Raw genomic sequence first — 21,683 nt, forward strand, 5'->3', positions numbered from 1 at the left:
TATGCGTTCCGAAATTATCGACGCGAGTTGCAGGCGTCGAACCAATATGCCGGGGCCTGGGAGGGTGGTGAGCATGGTCGATTTCGCGCTGAATCATATGGTGGCGCCGCGCCTGGAAACGGGTGCCTTCTTCGATCTGGCGGAGCGTCTCGGCGTCAAGGCGGTGGAGATTCGCAACGACCTCGCCGGCATCGCGCTGGCCGACGGCACGCCCGCGAACGAGGTCGATGAAGCCGCGTCTGCCAAGGGCCTGCGCGTCCTGTCGATCAACGCCCTCCAGCGCTTCAACGAATGGACGCCGGCGCGCGCGGCCGAAGCGAAGGCGCTCGCCCGTCAGGCAAGGGAAGCCGGCGCCGAGGCGCTGGTGCTGTGCCCGGTCAACGAGGAAGGCTGGCGCGAGCGCGACGAGGATCGTTCCGCCGCGCTGCGCGAAGCGCTGGTTGGCCTCGCACCTATCCTGGCGGAAGCGGGTCTCGTCGGTCTGGTGGAGCCGCTCGGCTTCGCCGAATGCTCGCTGCGCCTGAAGGGCGAGGCGGTCGCGGCGATCGACGCGGTGAACGAGGCCGCGCGCTTCAAGCTCGTCCACGACACGTTCCACCATTTCGTCGCCGGTGAAACCGAACTTTTTCCCGAGCGAACCGGGCTCGTCCACATTTCGGGCGTCGAGGACCGCGCGGTGCCGCGCGAGGCCATGCGCGATCCGCACCGCGTTTTGGTGGGCCCCGGCGACCTTATCGACAATGTCGGGCAGCTTCGCGCGCTTCACGCCGGCGGTTATCGAGGGGCCGTGTCCTTCGAGCCTTTCGCGGCCGAGATCGCGGCGAGCCCCGACATCGCGGGCGATCTCGCCGCCAGCATCGCCTTCGTCGCGGACGGCCTGAAGGCCGACGCCGCTTGAAGTTTCGAGCCGCCGGTGTGGAGGCCGGCGGCATGTTTCGAAAGACCGGGCGCACCGCAAAGGCGTGTGGCCCGGAACAACGGGAGGATATGAACACATGAAACGCATTCTCATCGCGCTCGCGGTCTCGGCCGCCACGATGGCCTCGGCACAGGCCGCCAATATCGGCGTGTCGATGGCGCTTTTCGACGACAACTTCCTGACGGTCGTGCGCAACGGCATCCAGAAGGCGGCTTCCGAGAAGCAAGGCATGCAGATCCAGTTCGAGGACGCCACCAACGACATCGGCAAGCAGCTCAACCAGATCCAGAACTTCATCGCGCAGGGCGTCGACGGCATCATCGTCAACCCGGTCGACACCGACGCCACCGCCCAGATGACGAAGCTCGCCGCCGATGCCGGCATCCCGCTCGTCTACGTCAACCGCCAGCCCGCCGATATCGACCAGCTTCCCGCCAAGGTCGCCTTTGTCGGCTCCGACGAGAAGAAGTCCGGCACGCTTCAGACCGAGGAAGTCTGCAAGCTCATGAACGGCAAGGGCGACATCGTCGTGATGATGGGCGAATTGTCCAACCAGGCGGCGCGCCAGCGCACGCAGGACATCGAGGACGTCATTGCCAAGGAGCCCTGCACCGGCATCAAGATCCTCGACAAGCAGACCGCCAACTGGCAGCGCACCCAGGCGACCGACCTGATGACCAACTGGATCTCGGCCGGCCTGAAGCCCGCCGCCGTTGTTTCCAACAACGACGAGATGGCGATCGGCGCGATCCAGGCGCTGAAGGCGGCCGGGATGAGCGACGTGATCGTCGCCGGCATCGACGCGACGCAAGATGGTCTGGCCGCCATGAAGGCCGGCGATCTGAAGGTCACCGTCTTCCAGAACGCCGCCGGCCAGGGCGCGGGCGCCGTCGAGACGATCGAGAAGCTGATCAAGGGCGAAAGCGTCGAGAAGAACGTCGACGTGCCCTTCGAACTCGTGACCCCCGCCAACATGGCGACCTACGAAGCCAAGAACTGATCCCTCCGGGCGCCGTTCGAAGCGGCGCCCGGTTTTCTCCGTTCGGGAAAGGCAGGCGTCCCATGACCAGGACGATGATTCGCGCGGCGCTCGCCGCAACCCTTTTGACCGCGATCTCCGCGCCCGCTTCCGCGCAGACGGTCGGCGTGACGATGGCGCGGGCGGATTCGGTGTTTCTCACTATTCTGCGCCAGGGCATGGAAGCGCGCGCCAAGGAACTGCCGGGCGTCACCGTCCAGGTGGAGGACGCGCAGAACGATCCGCAGCGCCAGATCGACCAGGTGCAGAACTTCATCGCCGCCGGCGTCGACGCGATCGTCGTGGCGGCCGTCGACGGCGACGGAACGCCGGCCATGACGAAGCTCGCGACGGATGCCGGCATCCCCATCGTCTACGCCGTGCATCCGCCCGCCGATCTCGATGCGCTTCCCGCAAAGACCGCCTTTGTCGGCTCCGACGAGAAGCAGTCCGGGACCATGCAGACGGAGGAAGTCTGCCGGCTCCTCGGCGGCAAGGGCGCGGCCTATGTCCTGATGGGGCCGCTCAACAACCATTCCTCCATCGTGCGCACCAAGGACATCGAGGACGTTCTGGCGACGGATCGGTGCAAGGGCATCTCGATCGTCGACCGGCAGGCCGCCGGCTGGGACCGAATCGAGGCCCAGAACGTCATGACCAACTGGCTTTCCTCCTCGGCCGAGTTCGATGCCGTGATCGCCAACAACGACGAGATGGCGATCGGCGCGATCCAGGCGCTCAAAGCCGTCGGCCGCGATCCGAAAAGCGTCGTTGTCGCCGGCATCGACGCGACGCCCGACGGTCTCGCTTCCATGAAGGACGGCGACCTCGACGTCACCGTGTTCCAGAACGCCACGGCTCAAGGCGCGGCCTCCATGGATGCCGCGGTCAAGCTCGCCAAGGGCGAGACGGTGGAGCGCAACATCTGGGTGCCCTTCGAACTGGTGACGCCCGCCAACATGCAGAAATACGCCAAGACCAATTGAGGGCTCGGCGGTGCGGGCGGACCCTCGATGGTCCGTCCACGCCGCGATCTTCCGGGAGAGGAGGCCAAGATGTCGGTTCAAACGATCAGCCCCACGACGATGCGGGCGGTGCGCCAGAGCGGGGCGGTGCCGGGGGCGGACTACCTTCTGGAGGTGGACGGCGTCCGCAAGGTGTTTCCGGGCGTCGTCGCGCTGGACAACGTGCAATTCCGCGTCCGGCGGGGCACGGTTCATGCCCTGATGGGCGAGAACGGGGCCGGCAAGTCGACGCTGATGAAGATCATCGCGGGCGTTTATACGCCGGACGGCGGCGAGTTCCGCCTGCGCGGCCAGCAGATCCGCCTGAAAGGGCCCCTCGACGCGCTCGAGAACGGCATCGCCATGATCCATCAGGAACTCAACCTGATGCCCTTCATGACGGTGGCCGAGAATATCTGGATCAGGCGCGAGCCCAAGAATCGCCTCGGCTTCGTGGACCATGGCGAATTGCGCCGCCGCACCGAAAAGCTTTTCAAGGAACTGTCGATCGACATCGATCCGGACGTCGAAACGCAGACCCTTTCCATCGCGTCGCGCCAGATGGTGGAGATCGCCAAGGCGGTGTCCTACGAGTCCGACGTCCTGATCATGGACGAGCCGACCTCGGCGCTGACGGATCGCGAGGTCGAGCACCTTTTCCGCATCGTCCGGCACCTACGGGCGCAGGGCAAGGGCATCGTCTACATCACGCACAAGATGGACGAACTCGCCCAGATCGCCGACGAGGTGTCGATCTTCCGCGACGGGAAATATATCGGCACGGAAGACGCCAAGACCGTCACCCGCGACGACATCATCCGCATGATGGTCGGGCGCGAGCTGACGCAGATGTTCCCCAAGGAAGAGGCCAGGATCGGCGAGGTCGTCCTGAAGGTCGAGGGCCTTTCGCTCGGGCGCGTGTTCCAGGACGTGTCCTTCGATCTTCGCGCCGGCGAAATCCTCGGCCTGGCCGGTCTCGTCGGTTCGGGCCGCTCCAACATCGCCGAGGCGCTGTTCGGCGTGACGCCCGCGACATCCGGCACCATCTCGCTGTTCGGCAAGGAGGTTCGCGTCGCCAATCCGGGCGTCGCGATGCGCCACGGCATGGCCTTCCTGACCGAAGACCGCAAGGATACCGGCTGCTTTCTGCCGCTTTCGATCACCGAGAACATGCAGATGGCGGTGATCCAGGAGCGCTTCACCAAGGGCGGCTTCGTTTCGCAGAACCGAGTGAACGCGCGCTGCGAGGAAATGTCCAAGGCCATGCGCGTCAAGACGCCGGACCTCGACGAGCGCATCGAGAACCTGTCGGGCGGCAACCAGCAGAAGGTGCTGATCGGGCGCTGGCTTCTCACCGATCCGAAGATCCTCATCCTCGACGAGCCGACACGGGGCATCGACGTCGGCGCGAAGGCCGAAATCCACCGCCTGATCTCCAAGCTCGCGGGCGAAGGTCTCGCGGTGATCATGATCTCCTCCGAACTGCCGGAGGTGCTGGGCATGAGCGACCGGATCATGGTTGTTCACGCCGGCCGCGTGACCGGCATCCTCGATCGCGGCGAAGCCACCCAGGAGAAGGTGATGGACCTCGCCTCGGCCTGAACCGGACGGGTCTTTGAAGGATCGAGCGAGCGCTGAGGCGGCCGAGGACGGGTCGGCCAACCGCATCGCGCCAGAATTCGGGAGGAAACGATGACTTTGCATGAAGCGACGCATGGCGGCGTGCCGCCGGCTCCGGCCATGGACCGCCCGACGAAGCGGCGGCGCAAGCTGCCGACCGAGGTTTCCATCCTCCTCGTTCTCCTCGGCATCGCGCTGGTTTTCGAGGCGCTCGGCTGGATGCTGATCGGCCAGAGCTTCCTCGCCAACAAGCAGCGCCTGATCGTGATGATCCTCCAGGTCTCGGTGATCGGCATCATCGCCGTCGGCGTGACGCAGGTCATCATCACGTCGGGCGTCGACCTTTCCTCCGGCTCGGTGGTCGCCTTCACGGCGATGGTGGCGGCGAGCCTTGCGCAGAATCCCGACTATGCCCGCGCCGTTTATCCGACGCTGACGGGCCTGCCGGTGATCGTGCCGGTCGTGGCGGGTCTTCTCGTCGGTCTCGGCGCCGGTCTCGTCAACGGTTGGCTGATCGCCTATACGGGCATCCCGCCCTTTATCGCGACGCTCGGCATGATGGTGGCGGCGCGCGGCGCGGCCAAGTGGTATACGGGCGGCCAGCCGGTCTCCATGCTGTCGACGTCCTATGCGTCCATCGGGGCGGGCGCGACGCCGGTGATCATCTTCCTCGTGGTCGCCTTCATCTTCCACATCGCGTTGCGCTACACGCGCTACGGCAAGTTCACCTATGCCGTCGGTGCCAACCGGCAGGCGGCGGTGGTGTCGGGCATCAACGTGCCGCGCCACCTGATCCTCGTCTACGCCATCGCCGGAACCCTGTCGGGCCTCGCCGGCATCGTCACCTCGGCGCGCGCCGTTTCGGGCCAGGCGGGCATGGGCGTTTCCTACGAGCTCGACGCCATCGCGGCGGCGGTCATCGGCGGCACGTCGCTCGCCGGCGGCGTCGGGCGCATCACCGGCACGGTGATCGGCGTCATCATCCTCGGCGTGATGACCTCCGGCTTCACCTTCCTTCGCATCGACGCCTATTACCAGGAGATCGTGAAGGGCGTGATCATCGTGGCCGCCGTGGTCGTCGACCAGTATCGCCAGCGCAAGCGGGCGAGAGCTTGAAAACCATCCGTCATCCGCAAGGTCTATAGATCCATGTCCGAGTCAACGATCGGTGTCGGCCTCATCGGCACCGGCTTCATGGGCAAGTGCCACGCGCTCGCCTGGAACGCGGTGGCGGCGACCTTCGGCGAAGCGCGGCGTCCGCGCCTCGTCCACCTCGCCGAAGCGCGCGCCGATCTTGCGCAAACGAAAGCCGCCGAGTTCGGCTTCGCCAAGGCGACGGAAGACTGGCGGGCGCTGATCGCCGATCCGGAGGTGGAGGTCGTCTCGATCGCCGCGCCCAATCCGTTCCATGCCGAGATGGCGTGTGCCGCCTTCGAGGCCGGCAAGCATGTCTGGTGCGAGAAGCCGATGGCGACGAGCCGCGAGGACGCGCGGCGGATGCTGGACGCGCAAACCCGCTCAGGAGCCGTGGCGGCGCTCGGCTACAACTATATCCAGAACCCGGCGATCCGCCAGATGGAGGAGCTGATCGCCGGTGGCGCGATCGGCGCGGTGAACCATGTGCGCCTCGAGATGGACGAGGACTTCATGGCCGACCCGGACGCGCCCTTCGCCTTCAAGAACGGCGCGTCCTCCGGCTATGGCGCGCTCGACGACTTCGCCGTGCATCCGCTCTCGATCCTTTGGCGGCTCGCCGGTCCGGTCGCTTCCGTGATGACCGACCAAGCCAAGCCCTACGCCGCCCGCGAAGGGCGGAACGTGGAAACGCACGAGATCGCGACATCCTTGCTGCGGCTCGCCAACGGCGCGTCCGGTCTCCTTGTCGCCAACCGCGCGGCCTGGGGCCGCAAGGGCCGGATCGCAATCCAGGTCTTCGGCTCGAAGGGGACGATCGCCTATGACCAGGAGCGGATGAACGAGTTCCAGCTCTTCACCCGCGAAGGCGATGAACGAACACAAGGCTTCCGCACCGTTCTGACGGCCCCGGTCCATGAACCCTACGGGCTGTTTGTCCCAGCGCCCGGCCACGGCCTCGGCTTCAACGACCTGAAGGTGATCGAGGCGCACGAACTGCTTCGCGCCATCGACGGCCGCGAGAGCCGGATCGTCACTTTTGAGACGGGCTTCGCCATCGAGGAAACCGTCCACGCCATGGCGCGCTCGCACGAGGAGCGTCGCTGGGTGGACGTGGCTCCCTGACGATCCTCCAAATATTCCCCAATCAACCTCAGTCGGAATCCATCCCATGACCCTCAGGATCGGCGTGATCGGCACCGGAGCCATCGGCCAGGAGCATATCGCGCGATTGAACGGCAAGCTCGCCGGGTCGAGCGTCACCGCCGTCAACGACATCAACCCCGAAAGCGCGGAGGCCGTCGCCGAGCGCCTTTGCCCCGGCGCCAAAGTTCATGCGACGGGCCAAGGGTTGATCGATGACCCGCAAGTCGATGCCGTGGTGGTCACCTCCTGGGGTCCGTCGCACGAGGAGTTCGTGCTGGCCTCGATCGCGGCCGGCAAGCCTGTCTTCTGCGAAAAGCCGCTGGCGACCACCGCCGAGGCCTGCAAGCGCATCGTGAACGCTGAGATGGCGACGGGTCGCCATCTCGTGCAGGTCGGCTTCATGCGCCGCTACGATGCCGGCTACCGCCTTCTGAAGGAGGTCGTGACATCGGGGCAGATCGGTGAGCCGCTGATGCTGCATTGCGCCCACCGCAACCCCACCGTTCCCGCCCATTATGTCGGCGAGATGGGCATCACCGACACGTTCATCCACGAGATCGACGTGTTGCGCTGGCTCGTCGACGACGACTACGTGTCGGCGCAGGTGATCCAGGGCAAGCGCACGCGCCACGCGCTGAACGGTCTCGACGATCCCTATATCGTCGTCCTCAAGACCAAGACCGGCATCGTGATCGACACCGAGATCTTCGTGAACTGCCAGTTCGGCTACGACATCCAGTGCCAGATCGTCGGCGAGGACGGCACCGCGAACCTGCCAGAACCCGCCACCGTGCCGTTGCGCAAGGCTTCCGTTGCGGGCAGGCCGATCCTGATGGACTGGAAGCTGCGCTTCATCGACTCCTACGATGTCGAGCTTCAGGAATGGGTACATGCGACGGTGGAGGGCAAGGTCACGGGGCCGACGGTCTGGGACGGTTATTTCGCCGCCGTGACCTCGGACGCCTGCGTCGAGGCCAAGCGATCGGGCGCGATCGTGTCGATCGACACCGGGACCAAGCCCGACTTCTACCGCTGAAACGCGGTGATGAGCCAAGGGCAAGGCTGGAAAGGATTTGAAACGATGACGGGCAAGACGGTTCGCTTGACGGTGGCGCAAGCGCTCGTGCGCTTCATGATCGCGCAGAAGACGGTGGTGGACGGGGAAACGCTGCCGATCTTCGCGGGCTGCTGGGCGATCTTCGGTCACGGCAACGTGGCGGGGATCGGCGAGGCGCTCCACGGGGTGAAAGACGAGTTCCCGACCTATCGCGCCCATAACGAGCAGGGCATGGCGCATGCCGCCATCGCCTTCGCCAAGGCGAGCTTTCGCCGCCGCTTCATGGCCTGCACCACCTCGATCGGGCCGGGTGCGCTGAACCTCGTGACGGCGGCGGGCGTCGCCCATGTCAACCGCCTGCCGGTTCTGTTCCTGCCCGGCGACGTCTTCGCCAACCGCCTGCCGGACCCCGTTCTCCAGCAGGTCGAGGATTTTGGCGACGGCACGGTTTCGGCGTCCGACTGCTTCCGCCCCGTGTCGCGCTATTTCGACCGCATCCAGCGGCCCGAGCAACTGATCCCGGCGCTGCAGCGCACCATGCAGGTCCTCACCGACCCGGTGGATTGCGGCCCGGTCACGCTTTCGCTCTGCCAGGACGTCCAGGCCGAAGCCTACGACTTCCCCGTTTCGCTCTTCGCCGAAAAGGTTTGGACGGTGCGCCGGCCCCGGCCCGACGAGGACGAGCTTGCCCATGCCGTGTCCCTGATCAAAGCGGCCAAGCGCCCGATGCTGATCGCGGGCGGCGGCGTTCTTTATTCGGAGGCCACGAACGAGCTTCTCCAGTTCGCTGAAACGCACGGCCTTCCCGTCGCGGTGACGCAGGCCGGCAAGTCGGCGGTGGACGAGCGCCACGACCTGTCGCTCGGCGCGGTGGGCGTGACGGGCACGAGCGCGGCCAACGCGCTGGCCGTCGACGCCGATCTGGTTCTGGCGGTCGGCACGCGGCTGCAGGACTTCACCACCGGTTCCTGGGCGCTGTTTCGCGAAGAGGAACTGACGGTGGTCGGGCTGAACGTCACACCCTACGACGCGGTGAAGCATGGCGGTGTCCCGCTGGTGGGCGACGCCAAGGTGGGGCTGAAGCTTCTCAGCCAGGCGCTCGGCGACTGGCGGGCCGAGGGGCAGGCGGAGCGGGCGAAAAACGAGCGGGCCACATGGTTCGAGGCTGCGGGCAAGGCGCTGGCCGCGACCAATGCCGAACTGCCCTCCGACGCGCAGGTGATCGGCGCGGTGGCGCGGGCGCGGGGCACGGAGGACACGGTGGTGGTTTGCGCCGCCGGGGGTCTGCCGGGCGAACTGGAAAAGCTCTGGGCGCCGACGAAGCCCGGCGGCTACCACATGGAATACGGCTTTTCCTGCATGGGCTACGAGATCGCCGGGGGGCTCGGCACCAAGATGGCGCGGCCCGACAAGGACGTCATCGTGATGGTCGGCGACGGGTCCTACATGATGCTGAATTCCGAGCTCGCGACCTCGGTGATGCTCGGCCACAAGATCACGGTCGTTCTTCTCGACAACCGGGGCTATGGCTGCATCAACCGGCTGCAGATGGAATGCGGCGGCGCGAACTTCAACAATCTCCTGGAGGACTGCCGCTACGAGGTCTTCCCGGAGATCGACTTCGTGGCCCATGCCAAGGCGATGGGCGCCATGGCCGAGAAGGTGTCGTCGGTCGCCGATCTGGAAGCTGCCCTGGTGCGTACGAAGGCGAACGAGCGCTCCACCGTCATCCTGATCGACACCCATCCGCTGATCACGACGGAGGCCGGCGGCCATTGGTGGGACGTCGCCGTGCCGGAAGTCTCCACACGCGCCGAGATCGCTCCCGCCAGGGCGAAATACGAGAAGAACCGCGCCTTCCAGCGCGCGCTCAACTGACGGCAAGAGGAGCCTCACACATGAAGATCGCCCTCGACCCCTATATGCACCGGCACCTGTCGCTGCCCGAGCTTTGCCGCAAAACGGCCGAGCTCGGCTACGACTACATCGAGATGAGCCCCCGCGAGGACTTCCTGCCCTGGTGGGTACGCCCCAGAGCCCACAAGGAGCGGGTGGCCGAGTTCCGGAAGGCTTTGTCGGACCACGGCGTGAAGCTCGCGTCCGTTCTGCCGATGTACCGATGGGCAAGCCCCCACGAGGACGAGCGCCAAGCCGCCGTCGGCTACTGGAAGGAGGCCATCCGCGCGGCCGTCGCCATGGACTGCGACACGATGAACTCCGAGTTCGGGCGCGGGCCGTCGCCGGACCGCTCGCACCGCTCCAACTGCTGCGGCGGCCATTTCAGCCACGAGCATTCGGAAAGCTCCTGGTGGCGCTCGATGGAAGAACTGGTGCCGGTCTTCGAGAAGGAGGGCGTCACCCTCAACATGGAGCCGCATCCCGAGGACTGGTGCGAAACGCTGCATCCGGCGATCGACATGCTGAAGACGATCGGCTCCAAAAACGTCAAGTTCCTCTACTGCGCGCCGCACACCTTCTATTTCGGCGACGACATGGCCAGGATGATCCGCGAGGCGGGTGACCTGATCGCGCATGTCCATGTGGCCGACACCTACAACCACAAGGCAAGTTCGGGCCTTCGCTACATCGTCAACCCTCCGGGCGCCAAGGTGACGATCCACCAGCACATGGACATCGGCCAGGGCGAGGTGGACTGGGACGTGTTCTTCTCGTCGCTTGCCGCGGTCGGCTTCGACGGGATCGTGACGGCCTGCGTGTTCGGCTGGGAAGAACGCGCCGACGCGTCCGGCCGCTTCATGCGCGAGCGCATCGGCCATTACGTCGACAAGCATTTCGGCGCGAAGGCGGGCTGAGCCGCCGACGTGAATGAAAGGGGCCGGAAACGGCCCCTTCGCGGTTTCAGCCGCCCCAGATGCGGCGCAGCACCGAGTGCCAGTTGCGCCACGCGATCCTCTCGATGAGATCCCGGCCGTAGCCCGCGCCCTCCATCGCGTCGAGCAGCTTCGGCAGACCGGCGGCCGAGCCAATTGCGGCGGGAATCGTCGCGCCGTCGAAATCAGAGCCGAGCCCGACGCTGTCCTCTCCGAGATGTTCGAGGAGATGGTCGAGATGGCGCACCATGATGTCGAGCCCGGTCTCTGCGTCCATCCGCCCGTCGGGGCGCAGAAAGGCGGTGGCGAAGTTCAGACCCACCAGCCCGCCGCTGTCGCGGATGACGGCGAGCTGCCGGTCGGTGAGGTTGCGGCTGTGCGGCGTGACGGCATGGGCGTTGCAATGGGTCGCGACGAGCGGGGCGTCGGAAAGCGCCGCCACGTCGTCGAAGCCCTTTTCGTTGAGATGCGACAGGTCGACGAGGATCCGCAATTCGTTGCAGCGCTTCACCAGCCGCTTGCCGGCATCGCTGAGGCCGGGCCCCGTATCGGGCGAGGAGGGAAAGCGCATCGGCACGCCGTGGCCGAAGACGTTCGGCCGGCTCCAAACGGGGCCGATCGAGCGAAGGCCGGCCGCATGGAAGAGATCGAGCATGGTGAGGTCGGCGTCGATCGCCTCCGCGCCCTCGATATGAAGAACGGCGGCAAAGGCGCCGGCGGCATTGGCGGCCTCGATCTCCGCCACCGAACGGCAAACGCGCCAAGCGCCGTTCGATGCCGCTGCCAAGCGGAAAAGCAGGGACGCCATGCGTGCCATCGGCTCCACCGCCTCGGCCTGGACGAGCGGAGAAGGGAGCGGCAAGGCGTAGGGCGGCTCCACCATCGACTGCGACAGCGACACGGAATCGCGGGACGGCGGAAACATGGCGAAGAGCCCGCCGATCAGCCCGCCTTCGCGCGCGAGCGCCGCATCGATATGTCCGCCCGCGCCGCCGTCGAAGAAGCGCGCGAAAGCCTCTCCCGTGTCGTCCTCCATCAAGCGCAGGAGTGTGTCGTTATGGCCGTCGAAGACGGGGATGCGGGAGGCGGATGCAGGCACGTTCGCGTTCTTCCGGAAAATTCGACTCTCGAGGGAAAGCCTAGCGAGAAGGCGTCTTGGAGGGAACATGGTTGAGCTCGATCCGGCTTCTGACGGAGCGACGTCGATCGCCCGGACCGCGCGAAAACCGAGAAAAGTTGAGAAGCATAGTCATATTTGATTCCTCCGAACGAAGACCGTAAAGCCTGTTCCGACTTGGCGACGGCCTGAGGCGAGGGTTGCGGATGTTCGATGGTCCGCGCTTCATCCGCCCGACCACCAGACTTTGAGAAGGCCCCATGGCCCCGACGCGACGCGATCTCCTGAAGCGCTTTTCAGCCTATTACCGTCCGCATCGCGGGCTCTTCGCGCTGGATTTCGGCAGCGCGGTTGCGGCCGGTATGCTGGAACTCGCTTTTCCAGTCGCCGTGACCCTGTTCATCGACCGGCTGCTCCCCACCGGCCAGCTTGGCCTCATCACGCTCGCCGCGATCGGCCTTCTTCTCGTTTATCTCGTGAACGCCGCGCTTCAGGCAGTGGTGACCTATTGGGGCCACATGCTCGGCGTTTCCATCGAAACGGAGATGCGGCGCAAGGCTTTCGACCATCTCCAGAAGCTGTCCTTCGGCTTCTTCGACAACGCCAAGACCGGCCATCTGGTGGCGCGCCTGACCAAGGACCTGGAGGAGATCGGCGAGGTCGCCCACCACGGGCCGGAGGATCTATTCATCGCGATCATGACGCTGATCGGCGCGTTCCTTCTGATGCTGTGGGCGCATCCGCCGCTCGCCTTCATCACGGCGGCCATCGTGCCGGTGACGGCCTTCGTCACGAGCTTCTACGGCACGCGCATGACGACGACCTGGCACGGCATCTACGGGCGCGTCGCCGACTTCAACGCGCGCATCGAGGAGAATGTCGGCGGCATCCGCGTCGTCCAGGCCTTCGCCAACGAGAATCACGAGCGCGCGCTCTTCGCCGACAGCAACCGCAACTATTTCGCGACGAAGCTCGCCGCCTATAAGGTCATGGCGGCGTCCTCCTCGCTGTCCTACCTGTCCATGCGCTTCGTGCAGGTGGTGGTGATGCTGGCGGGTGCCTGGTTCGTCACGCAAGGGCAGCTTTCGGCCGGTAGCTTCGTCGGCTTCCTTCTTCTCGTCAACGTGTTCTTCCGCCCGGTGGAAAAGATCAATTCGGTGATCGAGACCTATCCGAAGGGCTTTGCCGGCTTCCGTCGTTATGTCGACTTCCTGTCCATCCAGCCGGAGATCGCCGACCGCGAAGGCGCGCGCGAGGCCGGGCCGTTCCAGGGCGAGATCCGCTACGAGAAGGTGGGTTTCAGATACGGCAACGGCCGCCCGGTGCTGGACGGCATCGACTTCACCGTCCGGGCCGGCGAAACGGTCGCCTTCGTCGGCGCGTCGGGCGCGGGCAAGACCACCGTCGCCTCGCTTCTGCCGCGCTTCTACGAGGTTGCCGAAGGCCGCATCACCGTGGACGGCACGGATATCCGCGACTTCACGCTGGCTTCCTTGCGCGGGCAGATCGGCATCGTGGCGCAGGACGTGTTCCTGTTCGCCGGAACATTGCGCGCGAACATCGCCTATGGCCGCCTCGATGCCAGCGAAGCGGAGATCCTGGACGCCGCGCGCCGGGCTCGGCTCGACACGGTGATCGCAGAATTGCCGGAAGGGCTCGACACGGTGATCGGCGAGCGCGGCGTGAAGCTGTCGGGCGGGCAGAAGCAGCGCCTTGCCATCGCCCGCATCTTCCTGAAGAACCCGCCGATCCTGATCCTCGATGAGGCGACCTCGGCGCTCGACACCGAAACCGAGCGTGCGATTCAAGCCTCGCTCGCCGAACTCTCGCAGGGGCGCACCACGCTCGTCATTGCCCACCGCCTCGCCACCATCACCCATGTCGATCGCATCTTCGTGGTGGAAGCGGGCCGCATCGTCGAGGAAGGCCGGCACGAGGAACTCCTTGTGCGGCCCGGCGGGCGATATCAGCGGCTGCAGGCGGCGCAGGCGAGGGGCGTCGCGGCCTAACTCAAATCGGCCTCGTCTTGCCGCCGAGCCTTGCGCCCAGACCGAGGAGGCCGGGGGCGAGGCGGATCGCCCGCTCCACGACGGCGGCCGTGCGGGGACCCGCGCCGACGATCCGAAAGGCGTTGGCGGCGCGGATGCGCGTGGCGAACTGGCGGTGCCAGCTTTCCGAATAACGCTCGATGGCTTGGGCGAGAGTGTCCGGCCGCGCCGGATCGGTCCTGCTCAAGGCATCTGCCGCCAGCCAGCCGGATTGCACCGCCATGGAAATGCCCTCCGCGATGATTGGATGGGCCTCTCCGGCCGCGTTGCCGACGCGCAGGACGCCATCAGCGAAGCGGGGCCGGATGCCGGGACGGATCGGGCCGGCGGCAAGCCACGACCCGTCGAGCCGCGCCCCGCCGATCGCCTCGCGCACGCCCCGGCAGGAGGCGAGAAGATGGGCATGGACGGTTTGCGCGGCGCTGGCCGAGCCGCTGTCGGCGCGAAGCGTCTCCAGAACATCGCGGCGGATGCAAAGCGACAGGGAAACACGCCCATTGTCGGCCGTCACCAACCCGCCATAGCCGCCGGGAAAGGCGAGAAGCGGAAGAAGGTCTTCCGGCAGGTGGGCGTCGCGGAAATAGGCCTTGAAGCCGAGATAATCGCCGGGACCGTGGCTTTTGGCCATATGGCTCGGCAGGGGGCCGGGTTCCCAGGAGCCATGGGCGGCGATCGTCACGCGCGTCGTCAGGCTTTCCTCACCGTTTGGCGTCGCGAAGTGGATGCGTGCTTCATCCCCCTTTCGCTCGAAGCTGGAGGCCTTAGCCGGCTGGATCACCGTGGCGCCGGCCTCGATCGCCGTTTGGAGAAGCATCGGGTCGAGCCGGTCGCGGCCGAGCGCCCGGCCGAAACCGTCCGCCGCGCCCTGTCCCGGCGCGGGCGCTTCCACGATGGTTTCACCGCGATAAAGGCCGAGGCGGCGCACCGGCGGCCCGGCCTCTGCCCGCCACGCTTCCCCGACGCCGATGCGGTCGAGAACGGCGGCGCTCGTCGCCGACATGAACTCGCCGCAGACCTTGGAGCGGGGGAAAGCGGATCGCTCCAGAAGCGCCACGCGCCAGCCGGCGCGGGCAAGGCCGGCGGCCACCGTGGACCCGGCGGGGCCCGCCCCGATCACGACGGCGTCGAAATCGCTCATGGATCGGCGTTCCCCCACGGCCGGACGAGAAGCGTTTGGGTGAAGAGTGCCTTCGCCTCTTCGGTCACGTCCTGGGCCTCTCCTTCCGGCCAAAGCTTCGTTAATTCCCTGCCTGCAAAGCCCGCGCGAACGCTGGCCGGTGCGTCGTGGCGCGTCACGTGGTTGGCGCCGACTGCCCATAGGAGGCGCGAGCCGAGAAGGGGAAAGCCCGCCCGGCGCGGTTCGCATGCGGCGAAGACGGGCGCGAGGTTGGAGACGAGCCGCAGGAGTCGTGCTAGGGGCTCGTCCTCGAAATGGTGCAGAAAGAGATTGGCGTAGACGGCATCGAACCGCTCGTCGGTTTCTTGCGCGAAGGCAAACGCATCCGCGACGAGAAATCGCGCCCGCCAGCCGAAACGGTCGAACGCTGCCGCAAGGGTGTCGGTTCGCAGGTCCTGCCGATCGAGCAGCGTCACCTCCACGCCCGGCCAGTTTTTCGCCAGACGACGGGCGAGGGCGAGCGCGAAACGCCCGTCTCCCGCGCCGATCTCCAGAAGCCGCCGGGGCGCGGTCGAGCACCCCTGCCGCAGGAGCCGCGCCATGATCGGCGGCTGGAACATCAGCGCGTTGACGAGAACGAGATCGCGGCGCGAGCGGATCGCGGCCGGGTCGTCGGGGGAAAGCTCGTCCAGAAGCTCCGGCACGAGACGGCGGGTGCCGAGATATGCCATGGCGGCGTCAGCCGACCGTCTGGAAGGTCATGGTTTCGGCGGTGAGGCCCGGCCCGAAGGCCATCGCGCATCCCGCCTGACCGCTGGCTTCACCGAGCATTTCCTTCAACACGAACATCACCGTGGCCGACGACATGTTGCCGTTGTCGCGAAGGACGTTCCTCGAATGCGTCAGCGCGGCCGGATCGAGGTGAAGCGCCCGTTCCACCGCGTCGAGCACCGAGCGCCCGCCCGGATGGATCGCCCAGAGCGCGACCTCCTCGCGGGCCATGCCGCCGAGGAACCGCCCGTCGTCGGCCTGGAGAACGGTCTGGATCGCGCCTGGAACCCGCCCCGACAGCACCATGTCGAAGCCGTCGTCGGTGACGGTCCAGGACATCAGTTCGCGCGTGTCGGCGGCCACCGCCGCGTGGAATCCATCGAGCTGCAAGCCCGACGCCTCGCTTGAAACGAGCGCGGCCGAGCAGCCGTCGCCCCAAAGGCAGAATGACAGGAGCTTTTCGAGGTCCGTCGTTTCCTGGAGATGCAGCGTGCAGAGTTCGACATTGACGACGAGAACGCGCGCATCCGGCTCGGAGCGCACGACGTGGCGGGCGAATTTCAGGGCATTGATCGCCGCATAACAGCCCATGAAGCCGATCATGGTGCGCTCGACCGAGGTGGACAGCCCGCAGCGCGCGACGATCTCCAGATCGATGCCTGGGGCCGAAAAGCCGGTGCAGCTTGCGACCACCAGGTGGGTGATCGTGGAAAGCTCGTCGCCGAGACCGAGGCGCTCCACCGCTTCCACGGCAAGCCTCGGCGCGTTCGCTTCGAACATCTGCATACGCCGCGCGGTGCCCGGAAACCCGCCGCGCCGGAACACGCCTTCCACATCCACCGTCGGGCCGTTCGGATCGCCGGTCGGGCGGATGAAGGAATAACGGCACTCGATGCCGCCCTTGTCGGCCAAGCGGTTGAACACGGCCTGACGACGCGGGTCGTTCTTCAACTGGGAATTGGCGAAGCCGAGAAAGAAGCGGTGAACCTCGTTTCCCGGCACCGCCGTCGCGATGCGGTTGAGATAGGCCTGTTGCAAGGGATATGCTTTCTGGGCGAGGCGGGCGGCAAAGGACGCATCGGGCAGGGGCGAGACGGGTTTTCGCCGTTCCGCCCCTTGGCTGTCAGCCCTTACGGGTTGCCATGGCCACCATGGGCGCCGACCACGGTTCCCGACGAGAAGCTCGCCTCGTCGGATGCCAGCGCGACATAGAGCGAGGCGAGCTCGGCCGGCTGGCCGGCGCGGCCCATCGGCGTTTCCTTGCCGAACTCGCCGAGCTTGCCCGGAAGCTGGCCGCCCGCCACCTGAAGCGGCGTCCAGACCGGGCCGGGGGCCACCGCGTTGACGCGGATGCCCTTCTTGATGAGCTGCTTGGCCATGCCCTTCGTCAGGATCAGGATCGCGCCCTTGGTGGAGGCGTAGTCCAGAAGCTCCTCGCCCGGATCATAGGAATTCACCGACACCGTGTTGATGATGACGGAGCCGGCCGGCAGAAGCGGCACGGCCGCCTTCACGAAACGGAAGGTGTGGAAGACGTTGGTCTCGTAGGTGCGCACGAACTGCTCGTCCGAGATTTCCAGAATGTCTTCCTTGGACTGCTGGTAGGCGGCGTTGTTGACGAGAAGGTCGAGCCCGCCGAGCTGTTCGGCGGCTTGGCGCACGGTATTCTCGCAGGCTTCCAGCGTGCGGATGTCGGCGGGCAGCGCCACGGCCTTGCGGCCCGCGTCGCGGATCAGCTTCACCACCTCCTGCGCGTCGGGCTCCTCGTCGGGATAATAGTTGATCGCGACATCGGCACCCTCGCGCGCGAAGGCGATGGCCGCTGCGCGGCCGATGCCGGAATCTCCGCCGGTGACGAGCGCCCGGCGGCCGGTCAACTTGCCCGAACCCTTGTAGCTCGACTCGCCGCAATCGGGCACGGGGTTCATCTTGGACTGGAGGGCGGGCCAGGGCTGCTTCTGCTCGGGGAAGGGCTCGCTCGTATATTTGGTGCGCGGGTCGCGCAGCACCGGGCCACCGCCGCCGGCAGCGGCCGTGCCGGTTGCCCCTTGCGCGTTGGCGCCCGTGGCTGCGGCGGCCGCGAGGCCCATGGCGGCGCCGCCGAGAATGGTGCGGCGTGACAGGGTCTGGTCGTTCATCTCGGGTTTTCCGTGCTCGATCACCTCGGGAGCACCGGCACGCGAAGGCTCGCGGCCGATGCCATATCGAGGGAGGCAAGGAGATGAGCCCGAAGGTGGTTCCGCCCCTGCGTCCTTCCGCGCGAACCGTGCGCGGCAAAAATCCGAAGCTGGGTAACGCGAAAAAGGCGGCTCAAGGGGCGCGGCGCAGCACCCGGTCGAGAATGCGCCGCTCGATGGCGCTGGTTTCCGGATCGCCATGGCGGCGGGGGCGGGGGAGGTCGACGCGCTCTTCATGCGCGATGCGCCCGTCCTCCATCACGAGAACGCGGTCGGCGAGCGCCACGGCTTCCGATACGTCGTGGGTGACGAGAAGAACGGTGAAGCCGCTTCCCCGCCACACCGTTTCGAGAAGGTCCTGCATCTCGATCCGCGTCAGGGCGTCGAGCGCGCCGAGCGGTTCGTCGAGGGCGAGAAGGCGCGGCGTTGTGACCAGAGCGCGGGCGAGCGCCACGCGCTGGCGCTGGCCGCCCGACAGGACGCCCGGCCATTCCCCGCCGCGGCCGGCAAGGCCGACCTTGGCGAGTTGCTCTTCAGCCAAGCGCAGGCGCTCGGCGCGGGGGAAGTTCTGGGGCGTTCCGAGCGCCACATTCTGCGCGACGCGCTGCCAGGGAAGAAGGCGCGGCTCCTGAAACACGAAGCGCGCATGGGTTCCGCCGCCCGATCGCGGATCGCGTCCCTCGATCGCTACCGTGCCGGCGCTCGGCGCTTCGAGCCCCAGCGCGAGGCGCAGGAGCGTCGACTTTCCGCATCCCGAACGGCCGACGATCGCCACGAACTCGCCGGGCGCAACATGGAGGTCGATGTCGCGAAGCACTTCCTTGTCGCCGAAGCTTTTCGCGAGACCGGCGACCTCAAGCCCCGCGCCTTTTGCATGGTTCTTGGGCTCGGCATGGGAAGCGGGACGGGCGGTCGGCTCGGCTGCGTCTTCGGCTTCGGATGTTCTGGACCAGGGCGCAAGGCCGAGAACGGGCGTGATGAAGGCGGCGACCATGGGCGGAGATCCTTGAAAGGTCAGCGGGCGTGGGCCGGATGCCAGGACAGGGCGCGCGCTTCCAGAAGCCGCACCACCGCATCGGCGAGCTTGCCGAGAAGGGCGTAGATCAGGATGGCGAGAACCACGACGTCGAGCTGCATGAACTCGCGGCCCTGCATCGCCATGTAGCCGAGCCCGGACGAGGCCGAGATGGTTTCCGCCACGATCAAGGTCAGCCACATGATGCCGAGCGCGTAGCGAAGGCCGACGAGAACCGACGGCAGGGCGCCCGGCAGAACGACGCGGGCGAACATCTCGCCGGCCGAGAAGCCATAGACCCGCGCCATCTCGCGAAGCTGCGGATCGACGGAGCGGATGCCGTGGAACGTGTTGACGTAGACCGGAAAGAACACGCCGAGCGCGACAAGAAAGAGCTTGGCTTCCTCGCCGATGCCGAACCACACGATGACGAGCGGAATCAGCGCCAGATGCGGCACGTTGCGCACCATCTGGAGGCTGGTGTCGAGCAGCGTTTCCGACACCCGCGACAGACCGTTGGCGAGACCGAGCGTGAAGCCGATCGACGCGCCGATGGCAAAGCCGCCGAGCGCGCGCCACAGGCTGACGCTCAGGTGATCGAAGAGCTGGCCGTTGCCGCCGAGCTTCACCGCAGCTTGGCCCACGCCGAGCGGCGAAGGCAGGACGTTGCGCGGCAGCCAGCCGAAGGAGGAACTCGCCTGCCACAGAACGAGAAGCCCGAGCGGCAGGAGAAAGGGGAGGAGCCGGTCTCGTGCCGGAAAGCGCGCATTCATGGCGGGTTCCTTCGCAGCCGGCTCAGGACGCGGTCTCAGACCAAACGCGCGAGGCGATTTCGATCTTCTCCGGGATGAGCGACAGGTTGGCGAATCGGTCGGCGACCTCCTGCTGAGACCGGACGATCTCCGGCGTCACCGGCGTCACCGTGAACTCGCCGCGCTCGGCCGTCAGCTTCTGGATTTCCACCGGCACGCCGGTCGCCGTCGACAGGGCTTCGGCGACGCCGTCCTTGTTGGCGTTCGCCCATTCGCCAGCCTTTTTCAAACCGCCGAGCGCGGCCTTCAGGACATCGGCGCGGGTCTTGGCGAAGGTCTCGTTGGCGAGAAAGAAGGAGTTGGTGGTGCCCAGAAGCTCGTCGCCCTTGGCGAGCACCCGCGCGCCCTGGTTCAGCTCCGCGCCCGCATAGAACGGGTCCCAGATGCTCCAGGCATCCACCGAGCCGGATGCGAAGGCCGCACCCGCATCGGCCGGCGACAGGTAGACCGGCTCGATATCCTTGTAGGTGAGGCCCGCCTTTTCGAGGGCGACCACCGCGACATTGTGGGCGCTGGAGCCCTTGGTAAAGGCGAGCTTCTTGCCCTTCAGCCCGGCGAGGTCCTTGATGTCGCTGCCTTCCGGCACGAGGATCGCGGAATTGCGGCCCTTGGACGGAAGCGCGGCGGCGTAGAGGATCGCGGCATTGGCGGCCTGCGCGAAGATCGGCGGCGTGTCGCCCGTCGTGCCGAAATCCACCGCGCCGACATTCATGGCCTCCAGAAGCGGCGGGCCGGCCTGGAACTCGATCCAGTTCACCGAAATGCCCTGCGACTCCAGCGCTTTCTCGATGAGGCGCTGGTTGCGCGCGACGACAAGAACGCCGTTCTTCTGGAAGCCGATATTGAAGGTGCCCTCGGCGCGGGCGGCCCTCAATGGCAGGCCGGTGGCGAGAACCACGCCGGCAAAGGCGGAACTCGCGAGAAACTGACGACGGTTCATGCGGACGACCCTTTTCGGCAAGGCGGATGCCGGCAGGGTGTTTCGTATCCCCTGCTGCGATCCCGTTGCCTCAGAGGTTAGCGGGGAGCGTCGCAGGGGAAGAGGAATAATATACCAAATTTATGGATTGCGAGAGCACGGGCGGTTCCGTGCTCCTGTCCGTGTTTCACTTCGTCAGTGCGCCGCCCGCTTCTCGCCGGCCTCGACCCGGATCGGCAGGACGTTCTGCGGCGGGGGCAGCGGGCAGACCGCGAAATCGGTGAAGGAGCAGGGCGGGTTCACCGCGCGGTTGAAGTCGAGGACCAGGGTGGTGTCGGTCACGTCCTCGCCGAACACGAAGCGCGCGGCTGGATAGGTTTCCGCGCCCGCGGTCGCGTCGCGGATCACGAATTGCGGCCGGTCCGGCGTGCCGTGAGTGGCGATCAGTTCGAAGCGCTGGCCACCGTGCTCGAAGACGGCCTTGTGGGTGGCCGAGACCTCGGTGCGGACCGCCTTGCTGGTGTCGACGGTGAGGCGCTGCGGCTCGGCGAAGGGCAGCCACTCGGCGACGATCCGCCAGAAGGGATCGAAGGGAAAATAGGTGAGCGGCGCAAGATCCTTCGGCGCCTGCGAAGCCGTGTGCCGGACGCGAAGGGCGTTCTCGCCGTTCAGCGTGGTGACTTCCAGAAGAAGGTCGCCGCTCGTGAAGCGCGGCGGGTTCGACTTGTCGAGAACGAGCTTCTGCTCCGCCTCGCCATCGGCGGGGCGATAGGTGACGCCGCCCGCATCCTGCGTCAGGCTGCCGACATGGGCGGGCCCAGTGGACAGCACGATATCGTTGTCCTCCGCGCTTCCAACCGTCGCGGTGCCATTCGTCAGCGGATATCGGCCGATGATGGTGAGCCAGCCGTCCGGCGCCGTCAGGGCGGCGAGGCGGCGGGCCTTCCAGGCTTCGAATTCGGCGGCGGCGTCGCTCAT

Annotated in this window: 19 protein-coding genes; 10 read left to right on the forward strand and 9 right to left on the reverse strand. The window is 66.5% G+C overall.

Translation table 11 applies throughout. The features are described 5' to 3' along the window. Positions 1-73 precede the first annotated feature (73 nt). The 9 genes from F9929_RS01440 (at position 74) to F9929_RS01480 (ending at position 10,711) form a co-directional block, all read left to right on the forward strand. Positions 74-898, forward strand: coding sequence for a TIM barrel protein (locus F9929_RS01440; protein WP_328595976.1), 825 nt, complete (start codon positions 74-76; stop codon positions 896-898). 97 nt (positions 899-995) lie between these two features. Next, positions 996-1,919 carry a sugar ABC transporter substrate-binding protein gene (locus F9929_RS01445; protein WP_152044742.1) on the forward strand — a complete coding sequence of 308 codons (924 nt, stop codon included), beginning with the start codon at positions 996-998 and terminating at the stop codon, positions 1,917-1,919. A 74-nt stretch (positions 1,920-1,993) separates the two neighbouring features. Next, positions 1,994-2,923, forward strand: a complete 930-nt coding sequence (locus tag F9929_RS01450; RefSeq protein WP_407922198.1) for a sugar ABC transporter substrate-binding protein — start codon at positions 1,994-1,996, stop codon at positions 2,921-2,923. Between the two features lie 69 nt (positions 2,924-2,992). Continuing rightward, positions 2,993-4,543 (forward strand): sugar ABC transporter ATP-binding protein, encoded by a 1,551-nt coding sequence (locus F9929_RS01455; protein ID WP_152044744.1) that lies wholly within the window; start codon positions 2,993-2,995, stop codon positions 4,541-4,543. Between the two features lie 138 nt (positions 4,544-4,681). Next, positions 4,682-5,677, forward strand: a complete 996-nt coding sequence (locus F9929_RS01460; protein WP_152045196.1) for an ABC transporter permease — start codon at positions 4,682-4,684, stop codon at positions 5,675-5,677. A gap of 33 nt (positions 5,678-5,710) precedes the next feature. Continuing rightward, complete coding sequence (locus tag F9929_RS01465) at positions 5,711-6,820, forward strand: Gfo/Idh/MocA family protein (protein WP_152044745.1); 1,110 nt, start codon at positions 5,711-5,713, stop codon at positions 6,818-6,820. A 46-nt stretch (positions 6,821-6,866) separates the two neighbouring features. Then, positions 6,867-7,877, forward strand: coding sequence for a Gfo/Idh/MocA family protein (locus F9929_RS01470; protein ID WP_152044746.1), 1,011 nt, complete (start codon positions 6,867-6,869; stop codon positions 7,875-7,877). A gap of 45 nt (positions 7,878-7,922) precedes the next feature. Next, a complete protein-coding gene (gene iolD, locus F9929_RS01475; RefSeq protein ID WP_152044747.1) occupies positions 7,923-9,776 on the forward strand; it encodes a 3D-(3,5/4)-trihydroxycyclohexane-1,2-dione acylhydrolase (decyclizing) in 1,854 nt (617 codons plus the stop codon). A gap of 20 nt (positions 9,777-9,796) precedes the next feature. Further along, positions 9,797-10,711 (forward strand): sugar phosphate isomerase/epimerase family protein, encoded by a 915-nt coding sequence (locus F9929_RS01480; RefSeq protein WP_152044748.1) that lies wholly within the window; start codon positions 9,797-9,799, stop codon positions 10,709-10,711. Positions 10,712-10,757: 46 nt separating this feature from the next. On the opposite strand, the gene F9929_RS01485 is transcribed toward F9929_RS01480, so the two are convergent. After that, the gene (locus F9929_RS01485) at positions 10,758-11,828 is read right to left on the reverse strand and encodes a dipeptidase (protein ID WP_268915619.1); all 1,071 of its coding nucleotides are present in this window, start codon (positions 11,826-11,828) and stop codon (positions 10,758-10,760) included. 278 nt (positions 11,829-12,106) lie between these two features. On the opposite strand from F9929_RS01485, the gene F9929_RS01490 reads away from it, so the two are divergent. Further along, positions 12,107-13,855, forward strand: a complete 1,749-nt coding sequence (locus F9929_RS01490) for an ABC transporter ATP-binding protein (RefSeq protein ID WP_152044750.1) — start codon at positions 12,107-12,109, stop codon at positions 13,853-13,855. Between the two features lies 1 nt (position 13,856). Here F9929_RS01490 and F9929_RS01495 read toward each other — a convergent pair whose 3' ends face one another. From F9929_RS01495 to F9929_RS01530, 8 genes are all read right to left on the reverse strand, one after another. After that, a complete protein-coding gene (locus F9929_RS01495; RefSeq protein ID WP_152044751.1) occupies positions 13,857-15,032 on the reverse strand; it encodes an NAD(P)/FAD-dependent oxidoreductase in 1,176 nt (391 codons plus the stop codon). Beyond that, positions 15,029-15,742, reverse strand: coding sequence for a methyltransferase domain-containing protein (locus F9929_RS01500; RefSeq protein WP_152044752.1), 714 nt, complete (start codon positions 15,740-15,742; stop codon positions 15,029-15,031). The genes F9929_RS01495 and F9929_RS01500 overlap by 4 nt, the downstream gene beginning before the upstream one ends. Before the next feature lie 7 nt (positions 15,743-15,749). Continuing rightward, positions 15,750-16,820 (reverse strand): type III polyketide synthase, encoded by a 1,071-nt coding sequence (locus F9929_RS01505; RefSeq protein WP_152044753.1) that lies wholly within the window; start codon positions 16,818-16,820, stop codon positions 15,750-15,752. A 92-nt stretch (positions 16,821-16,912) separates the two neighbouring features. After that, positions 16,913-17,920: an SDR family oxidoreductase gene (locus tag F9929_RS01510; RefSeq protein WP_152044754.1), complete on the reverse strand. Its 1,008-nt coding sequence runs from the start codon at positions 17,918-17,920 to the stop codon at positions 16,913-16,915. A gap of 172 nt (positions 17,921-18,092) precedes the next feature. Continuing rightward, the gene (locus tag F9929_RS01515; RefSeq protein WP_152044755.1) at positions 18,093-18,953 is read right to left on the reverse strand and encodes an ABC transporter ATP-binding protein; all 861 of its coding nucleotides are present in this window, start codon (positions 18,951-18,953) and stop codon (positions 18,093-18,095) included. Between the two features lie 20 nt (positions 18,954-18,973). Continuing rightward, positions 18,974-19,747 (reverse strand): aliphatic sulfonate ABC transporter permease SsuC, encoded by a 774-nt coding sequence (ssuC, locus tag F9929_RS01520; RefSeq protein ID WP_152044756.1) that lies wholly within the window; start codon positions 19,745-19,747, stop codon positions 18,974-18,976. 22 nt (positions 19,748-19,769) lie between these two features. Further along, complete coding sequence (locus tag F9929_RS01525; protein WP_152044757.1) at positions 19,770-20,726, reverse strand: aliphatic sulfonate ABC transporter substrate-binding protein; 957 nt, start codon at positions 20,724-20,726, stop codon at positions 19,770-19,772. 174 nt (positions 20,727-20,900) lie between these two features. Next, on the reverse strand, positions 20,901-21,683 hold the full coding sequence (locus tag F9929_RS01530) for a DUF1684 domain-containing protein (RefSeq protein ID WP_152044758.1): 783 nt from the start codon (positions 21,681-21,683) through the stop codon (positions 20,901-20,903).

The organism is Aureimonas psammosilenae, assembly GCF_009176975.1.
Lineage (GTDB): Bacteria > Pseudomonadota > Alphaproteobacteria > Rhizobiales > Rhizobiaceae > Plantimonas > Plantimonas psammosilenae.

Excerpts from the sequence above, each read along its gene's own strand:
- ssuC (WP_152044756.1), bottom strand. The coding sequence starts at position 19,747 with ATGAATGCGCGCTTTCCGGCACGAGACCGGCTCCTCCCCTTTCTCCTG.
- F9929_RS01445 (WP_152044742.1), top strand. The coding sequence starts at position 996 with ATGAAACGCATTCTCATCGCGCTCGCGGTCTCGGCCGCCACGATGGCC.
- F9929_RS01480 (WP_152044748.1), top strand. The coding sequence starts at position 9,797 with ATGAAGATCGCCCTCGACCCCTATATGCACCGGCACCTGTCGCTGCCC.
- F9929_RS01525 (WP_152044757.1), bottom strand. The coding sequence starts at position 20,726 with ATGAACCGTCGTCAGTTTCTCGCGAGTTCCGCCTTTGCCGGCGTGGTT.
- F9929_RS01450 (WP_407922198.1), top strand. The coding sequence starts at position 1,994 with ATGATTCGCGCGGCGCTCGCCGCAACCCTTTTGACCGCGATCTCCGCG.
- F9929_RS01510 (WP_152044754.1), bottom strand. The coding sequence starts at position 17,920 with ATGAACGACCAGACCCTGTCACGCCGCACCATTCTCGGCGGCGCCGCC.
- F9929_RS01500 (WP_152044752.1), bottom strand. The coding sequence starts at position 15,742 with ATGGCATATCTCGGCACCCGCCGTCTCGTGCCGGAGCTTCTGGACGAG.
- F9929_RS01470 (WP_152044746.1), top strand. The coding sequence starts at position 6,867 with ATGACCCTCAGGATCGGCGTGATCGGCACCGGAGCCATCGGCCAGGAG.
- F9929_RS01465 (WP_152044745.1), top strand. The coding sequence starts at position 5,711 with ATGTCCGAGTCAACGATCGGTGTCGGCCTCATCGGCACCGGCTTCATG.
- F9929_RS01515 (WP_152044755.1), bottom strand. The coding sequence starts at position 18,953 with ATGGTCGCCGCCTTCATCACGCCCGTTCTCGGCCTTGCGCCCTGGTCC.
- F9929_RS01460 (WP_152045196.1), top strand. The coding sequence starts at position 4,682 with ATGGACCGCCCGACGAAGCGGCGGCGCAAGCTGCCGACCGAGGTTTCC.
- F9929_RS01490 (WP_152044750.1), top strand. The coding sequence starts at position 12,107 with ATGGCCCCGACGCGACGCGATCTCCTGAAGCGCTTTTCAGCCTATTAC.
- iolD (WP_152044747.1), top strand. The coding sequence starts at position 7,923 with ATGACGGGCAAGACGGTTCGCTTGACGGTGGCGCAAGCGCTCGTGCGC.
- F9929_RS01495 (WP_152044751.1), bottom strand. The coding sequence starts at position 15,032 with ATGAGCGATTTCGACGCCGTCGTGATCGGGGCGGGCCCCGCCGGGTCC.
- F9929_RS01530 (WP_152044758.1), bottom strand. The coding sequence starts at position 21,683 with ATGAGCGACGCCGCCGCCGAATTCGAAGCCTGGAAGGCCCGCCGCCTC.
- F9929_RS01440 (WP_328595976.1), top strand. The coding sequence starts at position 74 with ATGGTCGATTTCGCGCTGAATCATATGGTGGCGCCGCGCCTGGAAACG.
- F9929_RS01455 (WP_152044744.1), top strand. The coding sequence starts at position 2,993 with ATGTCGGTTCAAACGATCAGCCCCACGACGATGCGGGCGGTGCGCCAG.